The organism is Arthrobacter sp. MYb23, from assembly GCF_002979775.1.
GTDB lineage: Bacteria > Actinomycetota > Actinomycetes > Actinomycetales > Micrococcaceae > Arthrobacter.
The window spans coordinates 403,259-422,125 of sequence record NZ_PCPR01000001.1 but is presented as its reverse complement, the minus strand read 5'-3'; the positions used below and the strand labels follow the sequence as shown (position 1 = coordinate 422,125).

Annotated in this window: 17 protein-coding genes; 10 read left to right on the top strand and 7 right to left on the bottom strand. The window is 61.9% G+C overall.

Features of this window, described 5'->3' with window-relative positions; translation table 11 throughout:
- Positions 1-25: 25 nt before the first annotated feature.
- Entirely contained in the window at positions 26-928 is a 903-nt protein-coding gene (locus tag CQ020_RS02000) for a diguanylate cyclase (protein WP_105568074.1), read from the bottom strand.
- On the bottom strand, positions 925-4,395 hold the full coding sequence (locus tag CQ020_RS01995; RefSeq protein WP_258141676.1) for a response regulator: 3,471 nt from the start codon (positions 4,393-4,395) through the stop codon (positions 925-927). The genes CQ020_RS02000 and CQ020_RS01995 overlap by 4 nt, the downstream gene beginning before the upstream one ends.
- A 393-nt stretch (positions 4,396-4,788) precedes the next feature.
- Between CQ020_RS01995 and CQ020_RS01990 the strand changes: the two genes are divergently transcribed.
- The 3 genes from CQ020_RS01990 to lepB all read left to right on the top strand — a co-directional run bounded on the left by CQ020_RS01990 (position 4,789) and on the right by lepB (position 6,665).
- Complete coding sequence (locus tag CQ020_RS01990) at positions 4,789-5,205, top strand: VanZ family protein (protein WP_105690307.1); 417 nt, start codon at positions 4,789-4,791, stop codon at positions 5,203-5,205.
- Between the two features lie 76 nt (positions 5,206-5,281).
- Positions 5,282-5,923 carry a hypothetical protein gene (locus CQ020_RS01985; RefSeq protein ID WP_258141675.1) on the top strand — a complete coding sequence of 214 codons (642 nt, stop codon included), beginning with the start codon at positions 5,282-5,284 and terminating at the stop codon, positions 5,921-5,923.
- Between the two features lie 28 nt (positions 5,924-5,951).
- Positions 5,952-6,665 carry a signal peptidase I gene (lepB, locus tag CQ020_RS01980; protein WP_105690306.1) on the top strand — a complete coding sequence of 238 codons (714 nt, stop codon included), beginning with the start codon at positions 5,952-5,954 and terminating at the stop codon, positions 6,663-6,665.
- 3 nt (positions 6,666-6,668) lie between these two features.
- On the opposite strand, the gene CQ020_RS01975 is transcribed toward lepB, so the two are convergent.
- Positions 6,669-7,874 (bottom strand): LCP family protein, encoded by a 1,206-nt coding sequence (locus tag CQ020_RS01975; protein WP_258141674.1) that lies wholly within the window; start codon positions 7,872-7,874, stop codon positions 6,669-6,671.
- Between the two features lie 362 nt (positions 7,875-8,236).
- On the opposite strand from CQ020_RS01975, the gene CQ020_RS01970 reads away from it, so the two are divergent.
- Entirely contained in the window at positions 8,237-9,283 is a 1,047-nt protein-coding gene (locus tag CQ020_RS01970; protein ID WP_105690305.1) for a LysM domain-containing protein, read from the top strand.
- Between the two features lie 14 nt (positions 9,284-9,297).
- On the opposite strand, the gene CQ020_RS01965 is transcribed toward CQ020_RS01970, so the two are convergent.
- Positions 9,298-9,894 (bottom strand): low molecular weight phosphatase family protein, encoded by a 597-nt coding sequence (locus CQ020_RS01965; RefSeq protein ID WP_105690304.1) that lies wholly within the window; start codon positions 9,892-9,894, stop codon positions 9,298-9,300.
- A 199-nt stretch (positions 9,895-10,093) separates the two neighbouring features.
- Here CQ020_RS01965 and paaA point away from each other — a divergent pair, with 199 nt between their 5' ends.
- From paaA to CQ020_RS01935, 6 genes are read left to right on the top strand one after another with little or no spacing between them, the layout of a single operon-like run.
- Positions 10,094-11,089, top strand: a complete 996-nt coding sequence (gene paaA / locus CQ020_RS01960) for a 1,2-phenylacetyl-CoA epoxidase subunit PaaA (RefSeq protein ID WP_105690303.1) — start codon at positions 10,094-10,096, stop codon at positions 11,087-11,089.
- Positions 11,089-11,517, top strand: coding sequence for a 1,2-phenylacetyl-CoA epoxidase subunit PaaB (gene paaB / locus CQ020_RS01955; RefSeq protein ID WP_105690302.1), 429 nt, complete (start codon positions 11,089-11,091; stop codon positions 11,515-11,517). The genes paaA and paaB overlap by 1 nt, the downstream gene beginning before the upstream one ends.
- Positions 11,514-12,458: a 1,2-phenylacetyl-CoA epoxidase subunit PaaC gene (gene paaC / locus CQ020_RS01950; RefSeq protein ID WP_181151722.1), complete on the top strand. Its 945-nt coding sequence runs from the start codon at positions 11,514-11,516 to the stop codon at positions 12,456-12,458. Before paaB ends, paaC begins: the two co-directional genes overlap by 4 nt.
- Before the next feature lie 5 nt (positions 12,459-12,463).
- A complete protein-coding gene (paaD, locus tag CQ020_RS01945) occupies positions 12,464-13,027 on the top strand; it encodes a 1,2-phenylacetyl-CoA epoxidase subunit PaaD (RefSeq protein ID WP_258141687.1) in 564 nt (187 codons plus the stop codon).
- Between the two features lie 10 nt (positions 13,028-13,037).
- Entirely contained in the window at positions 13,038-14,243 is a 1,206-nt protein-coding gene (paaE, locus tag CQ020_RS01940) for a 1,2-phenylacetyl-CoA epoxidase subunit PaaE (protein WP_105690300.1), read from the top strand.
- Between the two features lie 8 nt (positions 14,244-14,251).
- Positions 14,252-15,031 (top strand): enoyl-CoA hydratase/isomerase family protein, encoded by a 780-nt coding sequence (locus CQ020_RS01935; protein WP_105690299.1) that lies wholly within the window; start codon positions 14,252-14,254, stop codon positions 15,029-15,031.
- Between the two features lie 36 nt (positions 15,032-15,067).
- On the opposite strand, the gene CQ020_RS01930 is transcribed toward CQ020_RS01935, so the two are convergent.
- From CQ020_RS01930 to CQ020_RS01920, 3 genes are all read right to left on the bottom strand, one after another.
- Positions 15,068-16,642 (bottom strand): hypothetical protein, encoded by a 1,575-nt coding sequence (locus tag CQ020_RS01930; RefSeq protein WP_258141673.1) that lies wholly within the window; start codon positions 16,640-16,642, stop codon positions 15,068-15,070.
- Between the two features lie 76 nt (positions 16,643-16,718).
- Complete coding sequence (locus CQ020_RS01925; protein ID WP_105690297.1) at positions 16,719-17,168, bottom strand: hypothetical protein; 450 nt, start codon at positions 17,166-17,168, stop codon at positions 16,719-16,721.
- A 12-nt stretch (positions 17,169-17,180) separates the two neighbouring features.
- A complete protein-coding gene (locus tag CQ020_RS01920) occupies positions 17,181-18,746 on the bottom strand; it encodes a chitinase (protein WP_105690296.1) in 1,566 nt (521 codons plus the stop codon).
- Between the last annotated feature and the right edge of the window lie 121 nt (positions 18,747-18,867).

Genomic DNA, 18,867 nt, shown 5'->3' with positions numbered 1-18,867 from the left:
TCAACTCGTTCGGTGAGAGCCCAAGTCATTCCGACCCCCGGGAACCCGCCAGGGACACCCGGTTCCGGCCGGAGGCCTTTGCTGCGTAGAGGGCCAGGTCAGCTTCGCGCAGTAGTTGCTCGGTTCCGGCACGGTGACCGTCGGTGAAGGCGGAGATGCCCGCGCTGATGGTCAGGACGCCGTCGGGATCGCCGGAATGCTCAATCCTCAAGTCCTGCACTGCGGACCGAACACGCTCCATGACCATCCGTGCGTCGTCCGCCTGCTGATCGCGCAGGACCAGGAGAAATTCCTCCCCGCCAAATCTGTACACGCCATCGGACTTCCGGACCTCACCGGCCAGCGTTGATGCGATGGCAATCAGTGCGGCGTCGCCTGCCTGATGGCCGTAGATGTCGTTGTAGCTTTTGAAATTATCCACATCCACCATGGCCAGGCAGTAGTCACGGTCCAGCGTGCCCAGGTCCTCGGCCAACTTCAGTCGGTTGTGCAGTTTGGTGAGGGGGTCAGTGCGCGCCTGTTCCGTCAGCGCGGAACGGTACCTGGCAAGGTCCGCGTGCAATGAGGTGATGCGGTGGGCCGCCAGGAGACGGATGTGCAGGCTGAACGGGTCCAGGGGTTTGGTGACGTAGTCGTCTGCTCCGGCTTCCATCCCGGCCAGGACGTCTTTCCGCGATCCGTGCGAGGTCACCAGGATCACATAGGTGTAGCTGTCCTCTTCGGCGGCCCGGATGGCGCGGCAAAGGTCCAGCCCGTTCAGGCCGGGCATCATCAGGTCCGTCACCACAGCTTCGGGGCTGTGTTCCTTGTAGAGCTGCCATGCCGAGTCGCCGTCGACGGCCACGATGCACTCGTGGCCGGACTGCTCCACGGCGGCTTTGGTGATCATCCTGGAGATCTGGTCGTCGTCGGCGATGAGGATTTTCATGATGTTCCCCGTAGCGGTGCTTCCCGCAATTGTGCCCCCGTTAGTGTGCGTTCAAGTGCTTCATCGACGCCCAAGAGTTCAGCGTGTAATTGGTCCAGCAACAGCGATCCGTTGGCTCCAAGGTCCGGTCCCGCTTGGCGCCCGAGCCGTTCCAGTTCCTTGCAAAGGCCGGCGGCACCTGCCGCTCCTATGTTGGCGGCCGCCCCGGCGAGCTTGTGCGCTGCGGCTTCCACCGTTGCTGCTTGTCCGGTGTCCAACGCCGAGCGCAATGTCTCCAAAGCTCCCTGGGAATCCTGCCGGAAAGCCTTCACAGCTTCAGGCAACAGACCCAAACCGTCGGCTGGCCCCAGTTCGCGCAGGATTTCCAGCCGCTCCACGTCAAGGACAACAGAGTTCGACGCCGGTGCTTCCGCCTGCTGTTGCGCGGCGTCCGGCGCGGCGTCCCGCCCCGTGCCCGGCCCTGCCACGGCGTCCGGCGCGGCGACGGCGTCCACCCCGCCATCCGCCGTCGACGTCTGCTCTTGTTGCGGTACCCAACGGGAGAGGACTTCAGCGAGTTTTGCCATATCCACGGGCTTGCTGATGTAGTCATCCATTCCCGCGGCGAAGCAGCGCTCGCGGTCCTCGTCCAGGGCCCCGGCCGTCATGGCGATGATGGGGATTCTTGCCAAATGGCCGTTGCGGGCACGGATGGCCCGGGTTGCGTCAAAGCCGTCCATCACAGGCATGTGGCAGTCCATGAGCACTGCAGCGTAGCTGCCGGACAGAGCCGCGGACACGGCTTGTTCGCCGTCGTCCACAATGTGCACCTCGTAGCCGAGCCGGTTGGCCATTCCGCGCGCCACCAGCTGGTTCACCTCGTTGTCCTCGGCCACCAGCAGCTTCCCGAGCCGCGGCACGGGATCCGCCGTTTCACCACGGAAGGCAAGCACCGGCGGGGTAGGTGCGCCGGCGGTCTTGGTGGCCAGCACCCGCAGAAGACGGTTGTAGAGCTCGGAGCTGCGGACGGGCTTGGTGAGGTATTCGCGGATTCCGGCGGAGGTGAGGTCGCTCCTTTCCACCTGCATGGTGGAGGTCAGCAGAATGATCCCCGGGCCGCCGGAGCCGTTGGCGTCGTCGTTGATGTTGCGGGCAAGTTGGAGTCCGTCGGTGTCTGGCATGCACATGTCCACCACAGCGATATCGTAAGGGTGGCTCGATCGGGTCGCAGCACGGTATTCGTCCAGTGCGGAGGCGGCGTCGGCAACCGAGACAGGCAGCATGCCCCAACTGGCCAGTTGTGTTTCCAGCACGAGTCGGTTGGTTGCATTGTCGTCCACCACCAGCACCCGGCGTCCCGCCAGCGTGGCTGGCAGGGATTCCATGTCCGAGCCGGCCGGGCCAAGAGGCAGTGCAAGGTCAAACCAGAACCGGCTACCCACTCCAGGCTCACTATCCAGGCCGATTTTGCCGCCCATGACTTCCGTGAGGCGCCGGGAGATGGCCAAGCCCAGTCCGGTTCCGCCGTAGCGGCGGGTGGTGGAGGCATCTGCTTGGGCAAAGGATTCGAAGAGCCTCTGATGATTCTCGGCGCTGATGCCAATGCCGGTGTCTCTTACCTCGAAGCGCAGTGAAGCATTGTTCGGGTCCTGGGCCAGGACAGAGACTTGGACTTCCACTTCGCCGGAGGGAGTGAACTTCACGGCATTGGAGGAAAGGTTCAGCAGAATCTGCCGGATGCGGCCGGCGTCGCCCATCAGGCGGGCCGGAACGTCCGGGTGGCAGTAGGAGATGAGCTCCAGGTTCTTCCCTTGCGCCGCTTCCACCACCAATCCCGCTACTTCTTCCACCAGCGCCCGGGGGTCGAAGACGTTGATGTCCAGGTCCACTTTCCCGGCTTCAAGCTTGGAGAAGTCAAGGATGTCGTTGATCAGGGTCAGCAGGACCTCACCGGCGCCCTTGACGCCTTGGGCGTATTGACGTTGCCCTTCGCTGAGGGGCGTGTCCATCATGAGCGAGGTCAGTCCGATCACCGCATTGAGCGGGGTCCGGATCTCGTGACTCATGGTGGCCAGGAACTCGGACTTGAGGCGGCTGGCCTCCAATGCAGCCTCGCGGGCGGTCAGAAGTTCCTTCTCGGCAGCTTTGCGTTCGGTGATGTCCCGGGAGATCGTGGCGACGCCGCGGATGCCGGATTCACCCCGCACTGGAGACAACGTCACGGACACGGGAATAACCTCGTCGTCGTTGCGTCGACGCAGACTTTCGTAGTTCTGCACCTCGCCGCTTTGTGCAGTGCTTTCCAAGGCAAGGCGTTCTTTGGCCAGCAGGTCCTGCGGAACGAAGAAATCTCCCTTCCGCCCGATGGCTTCCGACGCCGGATAGCCGAAGATGCGCTCCGCGCCCGGGTTCCAGCTGGTGATCACGCCATCGGGGGTCTCGCCAATGATGGCGTCGCCCGAGGAGTTGACGATTGCTCCCAGGCCCTCAAGCTCGGCAGTGCGTTCAGCCACTTTCGATTCGAGGTCGCGGGTCAGCGTCACGTTTTCGACGACGATCAGCACCTGCCGCACGATCACGAAGACGATCACCGCCAGCCCGGTAACCAACAGGATGCGGTCCTCGCCGATGGGGCGGGAGCGCGAGAAGAACACGGCAGTGAAGACGGGCAAATAGGGGAGCAGTTCGAGGGCCGCCGCGTAGGCGCGCCCATCCTTTTGCGTGGTGCCCGATTCCGGGAGCAAAGGGCTCAGGCCCACCAGCAGGAAGGCAAATACCCACCCCAGAGCCAACGGGGAACCTGTGACTCCGGAGATGCCTTGGAACGTCAAGCTCATATACGCCAGATCAGTAATGGCGAGGATCCAGAAGCCGATCCCCAGGCTTAGCCAAGGCAGGCGGCGGCCACGGGCAGCACGCATGGTCAGGACGATCACTAAGGAGACCATGAAGACGTCTGCGATGGGGTAGGCCATCTGCGTTGCATGGGCAAAAGGATCCTGGGCGGTGGCCCCCGACAGCGGGCCCAGCACGGAACTCCAGGCAATGAAGAACGTGGAACTGGCCACTACTCCTGCATCCAAAATGGTGCGGCGCAGCGGAATGCGTCGCCCTTGGCCTTTCAACAGCAGCACCAAGCCGATGGAGGTGGGCAACGCGTACCAAACGAATCCGACGTCCGCGAAGGACGGGAACGGGTATTGGTGGTCCAAGGTGATGCCGCTGATGGTCCACACCGTCTGCCCGGCGCTCCAGAGGGCCAAGCCCGCCACGATGAACCAGCGGCCGCGATTGTTGTCCCGGCGTCTCCGGGCAGCGAGGGCGTGGGTGGTCAGCGCGGTCAGTGCAGCGAGAAGGATTGCCAGGTCGCCGGCAAGTTGCGCCGTCGTGGTTCCTGCTCCGCTTGCCAGACCGAAAGCCAGCAGAACCAAACAGACCCCGACAGGTACCAGAAAGAGCGGCAAAACCTGCCGCATTGACCAGCGCATTGGAGAAACCCCCTGCTTAACTGCTGCCACTGAACCCCCGCCTTCAAAAGTGGCCTTACCCCAAGCGAACAACGCCGCTAGTCTGCGCTGAGGAGAGCATACGCCGAAAAGCCTTGGTGAGGGGTGGATCACACACTTTTGACGGCTGAAGTCATAGCGTGTCCACCCTTCGTGGGACAAGTAGCGGCTCCAGGACAGCCATAGCCCAAGTGCGTCGGTCCGCCTGGGCGGTGGCTCGTTCACTCCTATAGTTGGTGTAGTCCATTACGGGGCGCCGGAACTGTCAGAGTGCGCCGGAAGCGTCAGAGTGCGCGGGAACTGTAAGAGTGCGCCGGAAGCGTCAGACGGCGCCGGGAGCATCAGACGGCGCAGGAGCGTCAAGAAAGGCCAGATGTGCTTGTTCGGCAGTCCGCCGCATGGTGGCTCAAGGCGCTGTTCGTTGCGTACCTGGTTTCGCTCGCCTTCGTTGTCTTCCTGCCTGCGCGTGAAGCCAGCACCGTAACTGGCTTTGTGGGGGTGATTGCCGGCTGGCTTTCCTTCTTCGGCTTTCCAGAGGAGGCCGCCGCCATCGGAGTGGAGTTCGTGGCCAATATCGTCTTGTTCGTCCCTTTTGGGGTGTTCGTCCGGCTGCTGAAACCAACACTGAATTTGTGGCCTGTGGCCCTTGTGGCCGCTGTATCCTCCGGGGCTATCGAAGTTCTCCAGTTGCTGATACCCGGCCGGGTGACTGCCGTATCCGACGTCGTCGCCAACACCTTGGGAGCCTTGGCGGGTCTGATGGTAGCCAGGAAGCTCGCTCCCGCAGGCTAGCCCTTCCTGCTACAACGGCTGTTGCACGGCTTCCCGGGTATCGTAACGTCGGCTCAAAATGAGCGAAAGAAGAGCAATGAGCAATGAAGTTACGGTTTTCAGTCCGCACTCCCGGCGCGCCGTGGTTAAGGGCGCAGCCTGGTCCATGCCCGTGATTGCTGCCGCAGTCGCGGCTCCTGCGGCGGTAGCTTCAGTGAATACCTTGGGCCTTGCTTTCACAGCATCTTCCACCTCCCTCCTCAGCCTCCGGCTTCTTGACGGCACCAGCGCGCTCACAGCCCAGGCACTGGTCACCGTCCCCACCATCCTCACGTTCACCAACGGTCCAGGTGCGGTTACGGAGAACGCTCTGGTGACGGTGTCGATTTCCCGTCCTTCAGGCATCAACCTTCCTGTTGGCCGGGCACGAGGCTTTGGTGTGTACTCCTTCAACGGGGCAGCCACCACCGCCGCCCAACGCACTACGACGTACCAGAGCGCGCCGTTGATCGGACAGTACGGCTTCCCGTCCACCACGTGGAGCAACAGTGTCCCCATCACGGTGGCGGGCAACGGGACACTGAACCTCCCTATTGCTTTCGGATTAGCGGGCACCAGCACTGGTGTGTCCGTGAGCTTGCTTGCCTCTTTCCCCGTCACAGTGACTGTTGTCATTGGAGGACGCACTCTGACCGCTACCAGCAGCATCTCCGTCCCCATTGGCGCGGGCATCCTCTAGACGTCGTTCTCAGACCCTGCCCGCAAACATGACTTCCCAAACGACGAAAGCCGCCAAGCGCCGTTGGACGCTTCGCTCACCGTGGATTCACGTCCTGCTCGCCCTCATAGTGGTCTCCTTGGTTCAAGGTTTCCTGGTGAAGGTCTACTCGGTGCCTTCGGGGTCCATGGAGCAGACCCTCAACGTTGGCGACCGCGTGCTGGTGAACCGCATTGCCTACACGGCTTCGGCACCTCAACGGGGCGACGTTGTTGTCTTCAAGAAACCGACAGGATGGGGGCCCGCGCCGGATAGGGGCGCCCTGCGTACAGGAGTCGGTTGGTTTGGTGAGCTGACCGGAATCGGTCCTGCCAACACCGAATATCTGGTGAAGCGGGTGGTGGGTTTGCCCGGTGACACTGTGGAATGCTGCGATGCCAGCGGTCAGGTCACCGTCAACGGTGCCCCCGTTGCGGAACCGTACGTCTTCGAAGACCTCGCGTTCGTCGGCGGCAGAACGGACTGTTCGACGACGGCAAGGTCGCCGCGTTGCTTCGGACCCATCCACCTGGGCGGGGACCAGTACCTTCTCTTGGGCGACCACCGCTCCAATTCCGAGGATTCCGTCACGTCATGCCGCAGCGTGGGATCACAGCCCAGCTGCGTCAAGACAGCCGGCCGGGCGGACATCATTGGCCGTGTTGACGGTTTCCTGTTCCCATTCAACAAGTGGGGAAGTGCCCACACCCTCACCAGCGGCTGACGCTTACTGTCCTTTGTCGAGGGCGTGCGCCGTAACGTACACGCCCACTTGATCCTTGGAGAGTGCAGCTGCGATGTCGGCGATCGCAGTGGTGTCAGCCAGGACAATCGACTGCCCATCCGTTGAGGTTCCCGTGCCAATGGTAGGGAGGGTGAACATGACGGTGTCTTGGGCGCGGACATCTTTCATGGACAGGGAAAGGTTACCGATCGCTGCAGCGTCAAAGTCCTTGTCCACGCTCACGAACGGGGACACCGCCGAGACCATATTGCTGATGGTCACCGGATTAGTCAGGGTTTCACGGGCAATGATCTTGCCGATCATGGATTTGAGGTAAGCCTGTTGGTTTCGAACGCGCTGGTAGTCGCCATCACTGAACGCATAGCGCTCGCGGACAAAGGCGAGGGCTTCATCGCCGTCGAAGGCATGCTTTCCTGCTTCATATTCCTGCCCGGCCATGGGTCCTGAGCTTGGCGTGAAAGGAATCTTGATGTCAACCTCCACGCCACCGAGAGCGTCAGTGAGGCCCTTGAAGCCTTCGAAGTCGATCATTGCCACGTGATCGATGCGCTGGTCAAAGAGCGACTCGACGGTCTGAACCATGAGCGGGACACCGCCGTGGGCAAGCGCGGCGTTGATCTTTGATTCGCCCTTTCCCGGGATATCAATCCACAGATCCCGCATCAGGGAAATTGCGTAGGCCTTTTTCCGGTCGGCCGGAAGGTGCACCAACATGAGGGTGTCCGCACGCTGGTTAGTTGCGGCATTGGTTTCCACATCCACGTCAGCGCCGCGGCTATCGCTGCCCATCACCAGAATGTTCATTGCGGTGTTTCCCTCGGCTTTTTGTGGCCGGGTGGATTCTTCCGGGAAAGCGTTCTCGATTTTGGTGGAGCCGGAGTCGAATGTTTGTATCAGGTTGTAGACATAGGCCCCGGCAACAATGCCAACCACAAGCACAGCGGCCGCGAATCCAAGGAGCACATTCCGGGCAGTCTTCCTGCGGTTCTTTTGACGGCGGGAACCCGATTCCGCGGAGGGCTTTTGGGCATGGGTCGGGAGCGTCATGAGTTCCTTGGTGTTGGCAGCAGCAGTGAGGGCGTGGGGGCTTGGCTCAACGTACTGCGGCGGAGCACAGGCAAGCCGATCGCTGATCCGTTTGATCCATGCCCGGGGATCAGCGGTTCCTGCCTGCAAGGCTGCCTGCACGGCAGCCTGCTGCTGCCTGCAAGGCAGCCTGCACGGCAGCCTGCTGCTGCCTGCACGGCTGCCTGCACGGCAGCGACTCCGGCCTGAGCAAGTAGTCCATTTCCAGAAACTGCGTAATGCCCAAGTAACCGTTCAGGCCCTCCGGAGGAAAGTCGAGTAGTTCCTACTCGTGCGGCAGGAAGGGCCCATTCCTACTATTGGAATTCGTAGGGTTATTGCACTTCCGTTCCTCCGGCTCAGCGGTGGACTGCACCCCCGCCACTTGTGGGTGGTGCTCCTCCCAATACGTAGCTGCGCTTTCTCATTCGGGCCAATAACGGCCTGTCATGCGCGGTCCAGAGCCATGGAGTCCGGGGTTTCCCATGAATATGAATGACGTAGATCTTCAAACTTCCCTGTCAACCAAGAGCAGTAGAAATGTTCGGCCGCCGCAGTCCAGTAAATCCAAGCTGTTGATTGCCGGTGCGGTGCTCGCGATTTTAGCTTTGATTCCCCTGTTTTTTGGGGTGGTCAACTGGGCGACGCAACCTTCCGGTGACGTTGACCAGACGGTGTCGCAGGACCAAGCACCGTTTTCGAAGGGCGATAGTGCCGAAGCGCCCGCGGCTATACCCATCCAGGATGCGGAGGCAGTAGCCGCGCCCCCAGCTGAAGTGCCTGCGGCTGAAGCGCCTGCAGCGGCAGCGGCCCCGGCTGAAGCACCAGCAGCTCCCGCACAGGAGGGTGCTCCGCCCGCCTCGGAGCCGGCAGCTCAAGCTGCTGTGGAGGCCGCCCCTGCCGCGCCTGCCGGGGATCCCAACCTCTACACGGTGGCGTCCGGTGACACTGTTGGTTCGATCGCTTCGCGCTATGGCGTGGACGTCACGGCCATGTTGGCTGCCAATGGTCTGAGCGCCTACTCGGTGATCGTGCCGGGACAGGTTTTGAAGCTCACGGGACCGCCCATTGCGGTGGCCGCTCCAGCGCTGGCACCAGCACCTGCAGCACCTGCAGCCCCCGCCGCACCGGCTGCGCAAGCACAGGCCGCCGCTCCCGCGATTGTGGTTCCTGCGCCCGCTCCGGCACCAGCCCCCGCACCCGCTGTGAGGACCATTTATGTTGCTGGAGCCGGTGGGCAATCAATGGTGGACGCCTGCATCGGGCCTATTCATTACACGCCAACCAACGCCTACGCCACTTTTATCACCGAGCATGATTTCTGTGGAGGGTGGGGCCGGTTCTCCGGGATCAGCGTGGGCGAAACCGTTTCAATACCGGGCTACGGAACCTTCACGGCCACGGGCAGGGGCCAGGTGCCCAACCCCGGGAGCACCAATGACGTCGCAGCAGTGTTCGGCGGATTCCCTGCAGTGGTCCTGCAGACGTGCATCCCCGGCACCAGCCAGATGCTGGTGATCGCCCTTAACTAATAATCAATAACCAACTAGGCCGGCGCCGTCAGGCGCGCGTAACGGAGGATGCCTAGGATGGCCGGGGCCAGCTCATCCTCCATCTGGTGGTAGACCTCTTCCGATCGTCGGAAGGGGTCTACCACATCGTTGTCTGCAGGATCGGACGGCAATGCGAGGTGGCGCACGGAAGCCGCGCGGGTGGGGAGTGCGCGCCAGAACTCCGTGATGTTACCGGCCGGGACAGTATCACCACGGTTTTCCAGCACGGACAGCATCCGGGCGAATTCGCGCACTGTGAAGGTGCGCTTCAACAGGGATGCATCCAGTTGGAGTACCTCGCCGCGGTGCTTGGAGGTCATGGCCAGCACCAGGTCTGTTTCCTTGAGGATCCGGGGGGTTAGCTGCCTGGCCGCGAAGCCGTCCGGGCTGCCGCGGAACGTGCTGATGATTTGTGCTGAGAGTGGCTGGATGGGCTCACCCACCATGGCCCGTGTTCCGGCGCTGCGCACTTCGAAGGATCCGGGGCTTACCTGGTTCAGCCCGGTCTGCAGCAACCGTTCGGCCACGGGGGAGCGGCAGATGTTCCCTGTGCAGACGGTGAGAATCCTGAAGGGTTGGGGCGATTCCACGTAAGGCTCTTTTCTAGCGGTAAGGGGGACAACCGAGGTCCCACCCCAAGTTAACACGGCGGGAAGCGCGGATCTTGTCAACAACGCAGAGCCGCGCAAACAGGGCTAAGCATCTGCGTCACCGGGGAAGGAACGCTTGACTGAAATCACCCGCTCCGCATATTCTGAACGAACGGTCGGTAATTTATTAGGAGCAACCATGGCATCGCAGAATCTGCAGTCAGTGCCCGCTGAGCTGTCCCCGGAAGAGCAGGAGCGGGAGGCAGCCGGACAGGCGTATTTTGATCGCATCATTTCGGAGGACTCGCGCATCGAACCGCGCGACTGGATGCCGGCGGCTTACCGCAAGACTTTGCTGCGCCAGATCTCGCAGCACGCCCACTCGGAAATCATTGGCATGCAGCCGGAAGCCAACTGGATCACCAGGGCCCCGAGCTTGAAGCGCAAGTCAATCCTCATGGCCAAGGTTCAGGACGAGGCCGGTCACGGCCTGTACCTGTACTCGGCCGCTGAGACCCTGGGCCAGTCCCGGGACCAGATGATGGAAGATCTGATCGCCGGCAAAGCCCGGTACTCGTCCATCTTCAACTACCCCACCATCTCCTGGGCCGACATGGGAGCCATTGGCTGGCTTGTTGATGGCGCTGCCATCTGCAACCAGGTGCCCCTGTGCCGTGCCTCGTATGGTCCTTACGGTCGCGCAATGGTGCGCATCTGCAAGGAAGAGTCGTTCCACCAGCGCCAGGGTTTTGAGATCCTGCTGGAGCTCTCCAACGGCACGCCTGCACAGAAGCAGATGGCCCAGGATGCAGTGAACCGCTGGTACGCGCCGTCCCTGATGATGTTCGGCCCGCCGGATGACGATTCCCCCAACTCCAAGCAGTCCATGGCCTGGAACATCAAGCGCTTCAGCAATGACGAGCTGCGCAGCCGGTTCGTGGGCATGATGGTGGAGCAGGTGCGGGTCCTCGGACTGACCCTGCCTGATAAGGACATCCGTTTCAACGAAGAAACCAAGAAGTGGGAGCACGGACCCCTGGACTGGAACGAGTTCAAGGAAGTCCTGGCAGGCCGCGGCCCCTGCAACTCGCAGCGCGTCGAGCGCCGCCGTGAGGCCCATGAAAATGGTGCCTGGGTGCGCGAAGCCGCAGTGGCCTACGCCCGCAAGCAAGCACAGAAAGAGAGCGCAGCATAATGGCTCCTCACGGTAACCCGGAAGCACCGGCCAGCGCCGCCAGCGAAATCAACCGCGAAGCTCCAAAGGTTGCGGCTACCAACGCTGACAGCTCGACGACGGCACCCGCCTCAGGCCCGGCCGTCACCCCGCGCGGCGCCACGGAAGAAACCCCCTGGTCCCTGTGGGAGGTCTTCGTCCGCTCCAGCCGCGGCCTGTCCCACGTGCACGCCGGTTCCTTGCACGCACCGGATGCGGCCATGGCCCTCCGTAATGCCCGCGATCTGTACACGCGCCGCAATGAAGGCGTCTCCATCTGGGTTGTTCCCGCCGAGTCGATTTCCTCCAGCGATCCGGACTCCAAGGGTTCCTTCTTCGAGTCCCCGCAGGGCAAGGATTACCGCCACGCGACGTACTACACCAAGAGCGAAGGCGTGAAGCACCTGTGACTACCAAAGACGTGAGCACTCAAGAGACTGCCAAAGACACTGACTTCGCCATCGACGGTCATGGGGACATCTCCGTGGGCGTTCACGGTGCAGGCGCATCCGGCGACGGCTCGGCCAGCGCCACCCGCATCACCCCGGGTAATGCGTTGCGTCCGGAGGACATTGCGCTCGAAATCCAAAGAGGGCAGGTCAAGCCCACCGAGGACGTTGCAGAGTTCGCCCTGCGCATCGGCGACGACGGCCTGATCCTCGCCCAGCGCCTGGGCCACTGGATTTCCCGTTCTCCCGAACTGGAAGAAGACATCGCCCTCGGCAACATCGCCCTGGACCAGCTGGGCCACGCGCGCTCGTTCCTCACGTACGCCGGCGCAGCCTGGGGCAAGTCCGAGGATGATCTCGCGTACTTCCGCCGCGAGCACGAGTTCCGTTCCGCGCACCTGTTTGAGCAGCCCAATGGCGACTTCGCGGTGACCATTGCCCGGCAGTTCATTGTGAGCTTCTACCAGTTCGAGCTCTACACCAAGCTCATGGAGTCCACCGACGCCACCATCGCAGCCATCTCCGCGAAGGCCGTGAAAGAAGTGGATTACCACCGCGACCACAGCGCGCAGTGGGTGCTTCGACTGGCCGGTGGCACGGACGAGTCCCGTGCACGCATCATCCAGGGCTTCAAGCTCGTGTGGCCGTATGTGGAAGAACTCTTTGAGGACGATGAACTCACCACCCGCCTGGCTGCGGCTGGAGTCACTGTTCAGCCGTCCAGCCTCCGCGCGGAATTTGATCGCCTCACCGGCGACATCATGGCTGAGGCCGAGCTGGAAATCCCCGGTGTCCCGCAGTCATTGGGCGGCGGGCGGCGCGGCAAGCACTCCGAGTTCCTGGGCTACATCCTCGCTGAAATGCAGGTTCTGGCCCGCGAACATCCAGGCGCGAGCTGGTGACCAGCATGGCAACCATTGCCCGTGCAGGAGACATGGAAAAGACAGCTGAGCAGCGGGCCTGGGACATCGCGTCCACGGTCTGTGATCCGGAGATCCCCGTCCTCACCATTGAGGACCTGGGTATCCTGCGTGGAGTTCGCGTCTTCCCGACGCAAGCGGCAGACCAGCACGACGGCGGCGCCTCAAGTACCGCCGTCGAGGTCACCATCACGCCCACGTACTCGGGTTGCCCGGCGATGGACGCCATTGGTGACGATCTGCGGACCGCCTTCGTGAAGGAGGGCTACGCGAGTGTGCACGTCAACCTGGTGTTGTCTCCGGCGTGGACCACTGACTGGATGACCGAGTCCGGCAAGTCCAAGTTGGAGGAGTACGGGATCGCTCCGCCCAGTGGCATGGCTGCAGCAGGCGGACACTCCGGTCCAGTGCGCCTGAGCCTCGCCGTCAAGTGTCCCCAGTGCAACTCGTTGAACACCAAGGAACTCACCCGCTTTGGTTCCACGTCCTGCAAGGCGTTGTTCGTCTGCCAGGACTGCAAGGAACCGTTCGACTACTTCAAAGTCCTCTAAGGAAGCAGCCATGACCACCGAAACACAGACGGCCAGCCGCCGTCGTGCGTCTTTCCATAACCTGACCGTCTCGGAAGTCCGGCGCCTCACGGACGATGCCATTGAGGTCACGTTTGGTGTTCCGGCCGAGCTTGCCGGGCAGTACGACTACCTGCCCGGCCAATACGTGGCCCTTCGCACCACGTTGCCGGATGAGCAGGGCGAGCCGCACGAGGTCCGCCGCAGTTACTCGATTTGCGCAGAGCCGCGCAGCTTCGAGGACGGCAGCAGCGAGATCCGCGTGGCCATCAAGAAGGACCTGGGCGGCCTCTTTTCCACCTGGGCAAATGCCGATCTCAAGGCTGGTGACGTCCTGGATGTCATGAGCCCGCAGGGTGCGTTCATCTCGCGGCACGGCAAGGACGGCGCGTCGGTCCAGCACAACGTCATGAACTCCATGAATCACCCGGAGGAGCTGGCGGGGGAGCCGGGTAACTTCGTGGCGATCGCTGCGGGTTCGGGCATCACCCCGGTCATCGCCATTGCGAGGACGCTGCTGGCGGCCAATCCGGAGACCACGTTTGACCTCGTTTACGCCAACAAAGCTGCCATGGACGTCATGTTCCTTGAGGAGCTGGCGGATCTGAAGGACAAGTACCCTTCGCGTCTGGCGTTGCACCACGTGTTGTCGCGGGAGCAGCGCATCGCGCCGCTGATGACCGGGCGTATCGATTCCGAGAAACTGCAGGCCCTCCTCAGCAGTGCTATCCGGGCCGAGGATGTGGACGAGTGGTTCCTGTGCGGGCCGTTCGAGCTGGTCCAGTTGTGCCGTGACACCCTCGCTTCCCGCGGCGTGGAACCTGAGCACGTGCGTTTCGAGTTGTTCACCACGGGCCGTCCGGACCGTCCCGAGGGCAACGCCGGCCGTCCGGTGGTGGCCGACGAATCGCAGGACACGTACAAGATCACCTTCACCCTGGACGGGTTGACCGGCGATGTTGCCAGCCCCACCCACGCCCGCGAGTCCATCCTCAACGCGGCTTTGCGCGTCCGCCCGGACGTTCCGTTCGCGTGCGCCGGCGGAGTCTGTGGCACCTGCCGCGCCAAGCTGATCACCGGTACGGTGACCATGGATGAGAACTACGCCCTTGAGCAGGACGAGCTGGATAAGGGCTACGTCCTCACCTGCCAGTCCCACCCCACCAGCGAAGAAGTTACCGTCGACTTCGACGTTTAAGGAGTCCCATGATCGAGCTCTCCCTTGCCAACGGCATTGCCGAAATCGTCCTCAATTACCCGGACAAACTGAACTCGCTGAACGAGGACGCGCTTGCCCAGCTGGACAAAGCGTACGACGACGCTGCTGCCGCTGCCTCACGCGGTGAGATGCGGGCGCTGCTGCTTCGCGGAGAAGGCCGCGCCTTTTGTGCTGGCCGCGACATTTCCGGGGTGACGCCGGAAACTGATGATGCCCAGGCCTACCTCGGCGGTCTCGTGGAGCCACTGCTGAGGAAGATGGCTGCGTTCCCGGCGCCGACGTTCGCTGCCGCGCATGGTGCCTGCTTGGGGGTCGGGCTGGGATTGTTGCTGGCTACGGACGTGGTGTACGTGGCGGACAACGCCAAGTTCGGGTCCCCGTTTGCGAAGCTTGGGGCCACATTGGATTCGGGCGGGCACTGGTACTTCACGGAACGTTTGGGCATGCACCGGACGCTGGACCTGATCTACACGGCGGATCTCATGTCCGGGGCCGAGGCCGTGGCGCAGGGGATGTTCAGCCGGGCGATGCCAGCCGATGTTTTGCTGGACGAGACGCGGGCTATAGTTGCGCGCGTTGCCGTTGGCGCCACTGAGGCCTTCAATGCTTCGAAGGAACTCGTGGCCCACATTCGCGATCAGCGCCTGGGCCTGTGGGCCTCCATGGCCGAGGAAAACTCGGAGCAGGCGCGGCTGTGCAAAACCGACGACTACGCCGAGGGTTTCCGTGCCTTCCAGGAGAAGCGGGCGCCGGTTTTCAAGGGGTGACCTGAGGCAAGGGATGAGCTGCGGGGCGGCGCTGACCTAGACGAATTCTTTGAGGAGCTTGTACCCGGCCACTTTTCCCTCCAAGGAGATGACGGCAGTGTCCTGGTCCGTGGTGCTCACGTCCGTGAGGGCGCCGTAGGTGAAGGCCAGTGTGGCAGAGCCTCCCTTCAGGCACGGGAACGCCGTTTGGGTACCTGCCCCAACATTTCCTCCGGTCTGATCCGCGAAGGGTCCATTTGGAGGAGCGGTGTAGGTGGCGTTCTTCCAGCAGACGAAACCGTCCTCAAAGCTTGCGCCACGAGGTGTGCCGGTTCGGGTGTCCAACAGATTTGAGTCCCAGAAGGTTCCGGCAATCAAGAATTCACCGTGGCTCGCTGAAGGAATGAGTCCGTATTCGTCCCAACTGTAGACATATACAGGTTTGCTTTCCCAAGCGGAAGTTCCGGTGAGGGGGTCGTAGCCCACCACCTTCGATTGGGCGCTCCGGTATTTGCCCGCAGGAAACTCGATGAAGCCGTCCGTGTACTCACAGCGCACAGGAAAAGCAGTTCCGGTGCCCATCTTGGTGAGCTCTGCGCCCATGTTCTTTGAGCATTCAAGGGTGGAGGCGTCGGCCGTCCACAACACCCGTCCGCTGGAGGCCCGGAAGCCGACAGTCTTTGTGGTTTCGCGCAGGTTCATTGACAAAGACTGTTCCGAAATTTTCTCAAGTTCAAAATCTGTCGGATTGATTCCGACCGAGCCTACGTAGAGGTCCAGTTTTTCGGAGTACGTGAAGTGCCAACCCATGTCGGTGGAGGCACCTTTGCCAAACACTTTCTCTACTTCGATTTCCCACAGAACCTCGCCGAAGGAGACGCGGGCCAGCTTTTCAACGCCCTCCTTCACCACTGAGTACAGCTCTTGTCCCACCGGCCGGAAAACCCCCGTTAGCGGGTTGATGTCAGCACCTCCGGACTCCTCACCGGATTCAATGGCCACCCAGCGTTCTTCAGACTGGGACGTCTCATCAAAAGTAATAAAGCAGAGGTCGAAGAGCCCGTCACAGGCGAAGGGGCGGGTGCTGACCAATTCCGCCCGGCCGCGGTAGAGCTCCTTGCCGGTGCTCAGATCAAATGCAACAGGCGCAGTCCACCAAGCCACGTCAGTGTCGAATCCAGCCGGAGCAGAAGCGGCCTGCAGGAAGATCGCAGCGCTCCGTCCCGAGGCTGTTCTGGTGACCGCAGGCTCCAAAGGTATTCCCAGAGATACGTATCCCGGATGAACGGGCTGTGTCCACAGCTGTTTGCCGTCAGCAACAGAGAACGCGTGGGCATTTACGCCGGCGGGGGTCGAGGCGTAAACCAACGCAACGCCGTCGGCAACCACCGGCTGGCCGATGGGTTCGAGCGGTACTTCCCATGCCGCCGTCGCGATTTCTGTATTTCTGGCAGCTGGAGCCGGGCTGGAAGGCGACGTGGTAGCTGCGGGTTTTCCTGGAAGGGGAATCATGGTGCACGCGGACAGCAACATCACGGCGGCAAGGGCCGCGACTCCACGCTTCACCGATGTGATGCGGGCAGGGAATCGCGAGGATCGGGACTGAATCATTGTTCCCCCAGGAACGTCCATGGTTCAGCACCTGCAGGGTGTAGTTCCAAACCAGAAAAGGCCATCAAGATGTGGCTCAGATAGAGAATACAGCTGTTTACCAACCGAAGGTGTTGGTGATGGCACGGTCGGTTTTGTAGTCGGCCTTATCCGGATAGGCCCATCGCAAGATTTTGTACTCGTTTCCCCGCTGTGCAGCTTCAATGACAACAAACTCTTGGTTCCCTGCCCGGTTAAACTCCACCACTATCCCAAGTACTTCTTCCTTTCCCGGGATCAGTTGGTAGATCTTGGGAACCCATATGATTGGTTCTTGGTCGGCCTGCTGCTTTGCAGCCGCTTCTGCTTCGCTTTTCTTGCACTCGTCCACGGTTTGTTCACTGGAACTGTCAAGGTGGTCGCAGAATTTGCCGTTGTGACCTGCAAGTGAGTAGGCGAAGGTGATTCCGAGGTCACTTGCCTTGGCGTCGTCGTGTGCTTGGGCGCATCCGCTCAAAATCAGGGTGGCCGCTGCAAACGATGCCGCCGCTGACAGGTACTTCCGCATGCTGTGTAACTCCTATTTCGCCGCTTGACCGGCAAGTATTTTGATCAGTTCCTCGTTGGTCATTTTCGTCCACGGCGAGTCTGTGGAGCCCTGTAATGCGGCTTCCGGACTCTGCGTTTGGACCCACCATTTGGCTTCGAAGACGTGCTGGTCCAGCATCACCCGGTCGCCCTTGTTATAGACGGTTGTAGCTGACCACGCGGGGTACGTTCCGGCTGGAACCGTGACTTCCGGCTTGGGGCGGTCGCCGGGCAGGACGGGCCCGATCAGTTTCCAGGGTGCCGCGGCCCGGTCCGGGATGGGGTCATTGGGAACGTCTTCCTTGGTCCACCATTTGGCCTCGTACACGTTGCCTTGCCACACGATCCTGTCCGACTGCACGTAGGTGGCCAGCGGCGACCAGACCGGGTAAGGGCTGGTGGCGGGGTCGTCAACAACGGCAGTGGCAGTGGTGGTGCCTGTTGGCAGCACGGGGCTGGGCGAGGCTGTGGCTTTGGAATCGATGTTCGCGCCCAGGACGTCGGAGAAACGCGCAGCGCCTTGCGGTACACCGCTGCAGGCATCAGAGACCACAGTCAGGGTTGGGTAGTTGGGCCCGCATTCGGCATCCCGGTTCAGGGACCACATGGACATGCGGCCCACGCCCTTGCTCCGGGCGAAGTCGTGCAAACCTTCGGCGTCGGACAGGGTGAACACGTCAGCCACAATGTCGTTCTGGCCGATCATTGGAGTCAGGCCGATCTTGCGCCATAGGGTCTGTGCACCCAGACTTTGCTGCGCCGCCGAATAGACATCGTCCAACTGGGCGTGTGTTGCTTCAGCTGCCGCGATGGAAGCCTGCACCATGGACTGGCCGGCCACGCGGCTTTCGCCGAAGTCCATGGTCATGACGTTCACGCCGGCCAGTTCCACTCCGGCTGAGAGCATCTGCTCGACGGCGGCTGTTCCGTCGGGGGTCAGCCCCGTCGGAGCCACGGGTAACGTGAGCCAGACGGACAGGCTCTTGCCCTCGGCCTGCCTGTCTTTTTGCACGGCGGTGATGGCTTTGCCTTGCCGCGCGAGGGCGGCCTTGTCTGCCAGGGCGGTGCCCTCGATGTCCAGGTCTATGGTGTTGAGGTCGTAGCGGTCCACCACGGTTGAGTACGCCTGCTGCAGCCGTGCGTCGTCGGTACATGCGGTGGCGAGTTCCTGGTTGGATAATCCGCCGAAGGAAACGGCGATGTCGCCTCCGGTTTGTCGGAGGCGGGCGATGCGCCGGTCCAGATCAAGGTCTGAGGCAGCTGCGTCCAGGCTGTAGAAGTTTCCCCAAGAGGGGCTGCACCCGTCCTTGGCATCGGCCACGATGAAGGACAAGACCACTGATTTTGTGGTGTCCCCGGCCGGCTGCTCAAACGCGTATCGGGGTGTTGCCGTCACGTCCACGTATCCCATGAACTGCGATGGTGACGCTGCAGCGGCACGGGTATCGGTGTAATTACGCCAGGAAACGACGCCGGCCCCTACAACTACCGCTATGACGGCCAGCAGCACAGAGAGCCGAATCCAGGACAGCTTTCGCCCAGGAAAGTGTTTGGACATTATTCCCCCAACATTAAACAATTTCCGTGGACCGCATCGGAATCGTAAGGCTCCTGCTATCGATTACTATAAGGGCAATCGGCGACGCTTTTACTATGGAGAGCGGACGTTCAACCCGGCT

Excerpts from the sequence above, each read along its gene's own strand:
- CQ020_RS01920 (WP_105690296.1), bottom strand. The coding sequence starts at position 18,746 with ATGTCCAAACACTTTCCTGGGCGAAAGCTGTCCTGGATTCGGCTCTCT.
- CQ020_RS01970 (WP_105690305.1), top strand. The coding sequence starts at position 8,237 with ATGAATATGAATGACGTAGATCTTCAAACTTCCCTGTCAACCAAGAGC.
- CQ020_RS01995 (WP_258141676.1), bottom strand. The coding sequence starts at position 4,395 with ATGCGCTGGTCAATGCGGCAGGTTTTGCCGCTCTTTCTGGTACCTGTC.
- CQ020_RS01935 (WP_105690299.1), top strand. The coding sequence starts at position 14,252 with ATGATCGAGCTCTCCCTTGCCAACGGCATTGCCGAAATCGTCCTCAAT.
- paaD (WP_258141687.1), top strand. The coding sequence starts at position 12,464 with ATGGCAACCATTGCCCGTGCAGGAGACATGGAAAAGACAGCTGAGCAG.
- paaB (WP_105690302.1), top strand. The coding sequence starts at position 11,089 with ATGGCTCCTCACGGTAACCCGGAAGCACCGGCCAGCGCCGCCAGCGAA.
- paaE (WP_105690300.1), top strand. The coding sequence starts at position 13,038 with ATGACCACCGAAACACAGACGGCCAGCCGCCGTCGTGCGTCTTTCCAT.
- paaA (WP_105690303.1), top strand. The coding sequence starts at position 10,094 with ATGGCATCGCAGAATCTGCAGTCAGTGCCCGCTGAGCTGTCCCCGGAA.
- CQ020_RS02000 (WP_105568074.1), bottom strand. The coding sequence starts at position 928 with ATGAAAATCCTCATCGCCGACGACGACCAGATCTCCAGGATGATCACC.
- CQ020_RS01985 (WP_258141675.1), top strand. The coding sequence starts at position 5,282 with ATGAGCAATGAAGTTACGGTTTTCAGTCCGCACTCCCGGCGCGCCGTG.
- CQ020_RS01930 (WP_258141673.1), bottom strand. The coding sequence starts at position 16,642 with ATGGACGTTCCTGGGGGAACAATGATTCAGTCCCGATCCTCGCGATTC.
- CQ020_RS01925 (WP_105690297.1), bottom strand. The coding sequence starts at position 17,168 with ATGCGGAAGTACCTGTCAGCGGCGGCATCGTTTGCAGCGGCCACCCTG.
- lepB (WP_105690306.1), top strand. The coding sequence starts at position 5,952 with ATGACTTCCCAAACGACGAAAGCCGCCAAGCGCCGTTGGACGCTTCGC.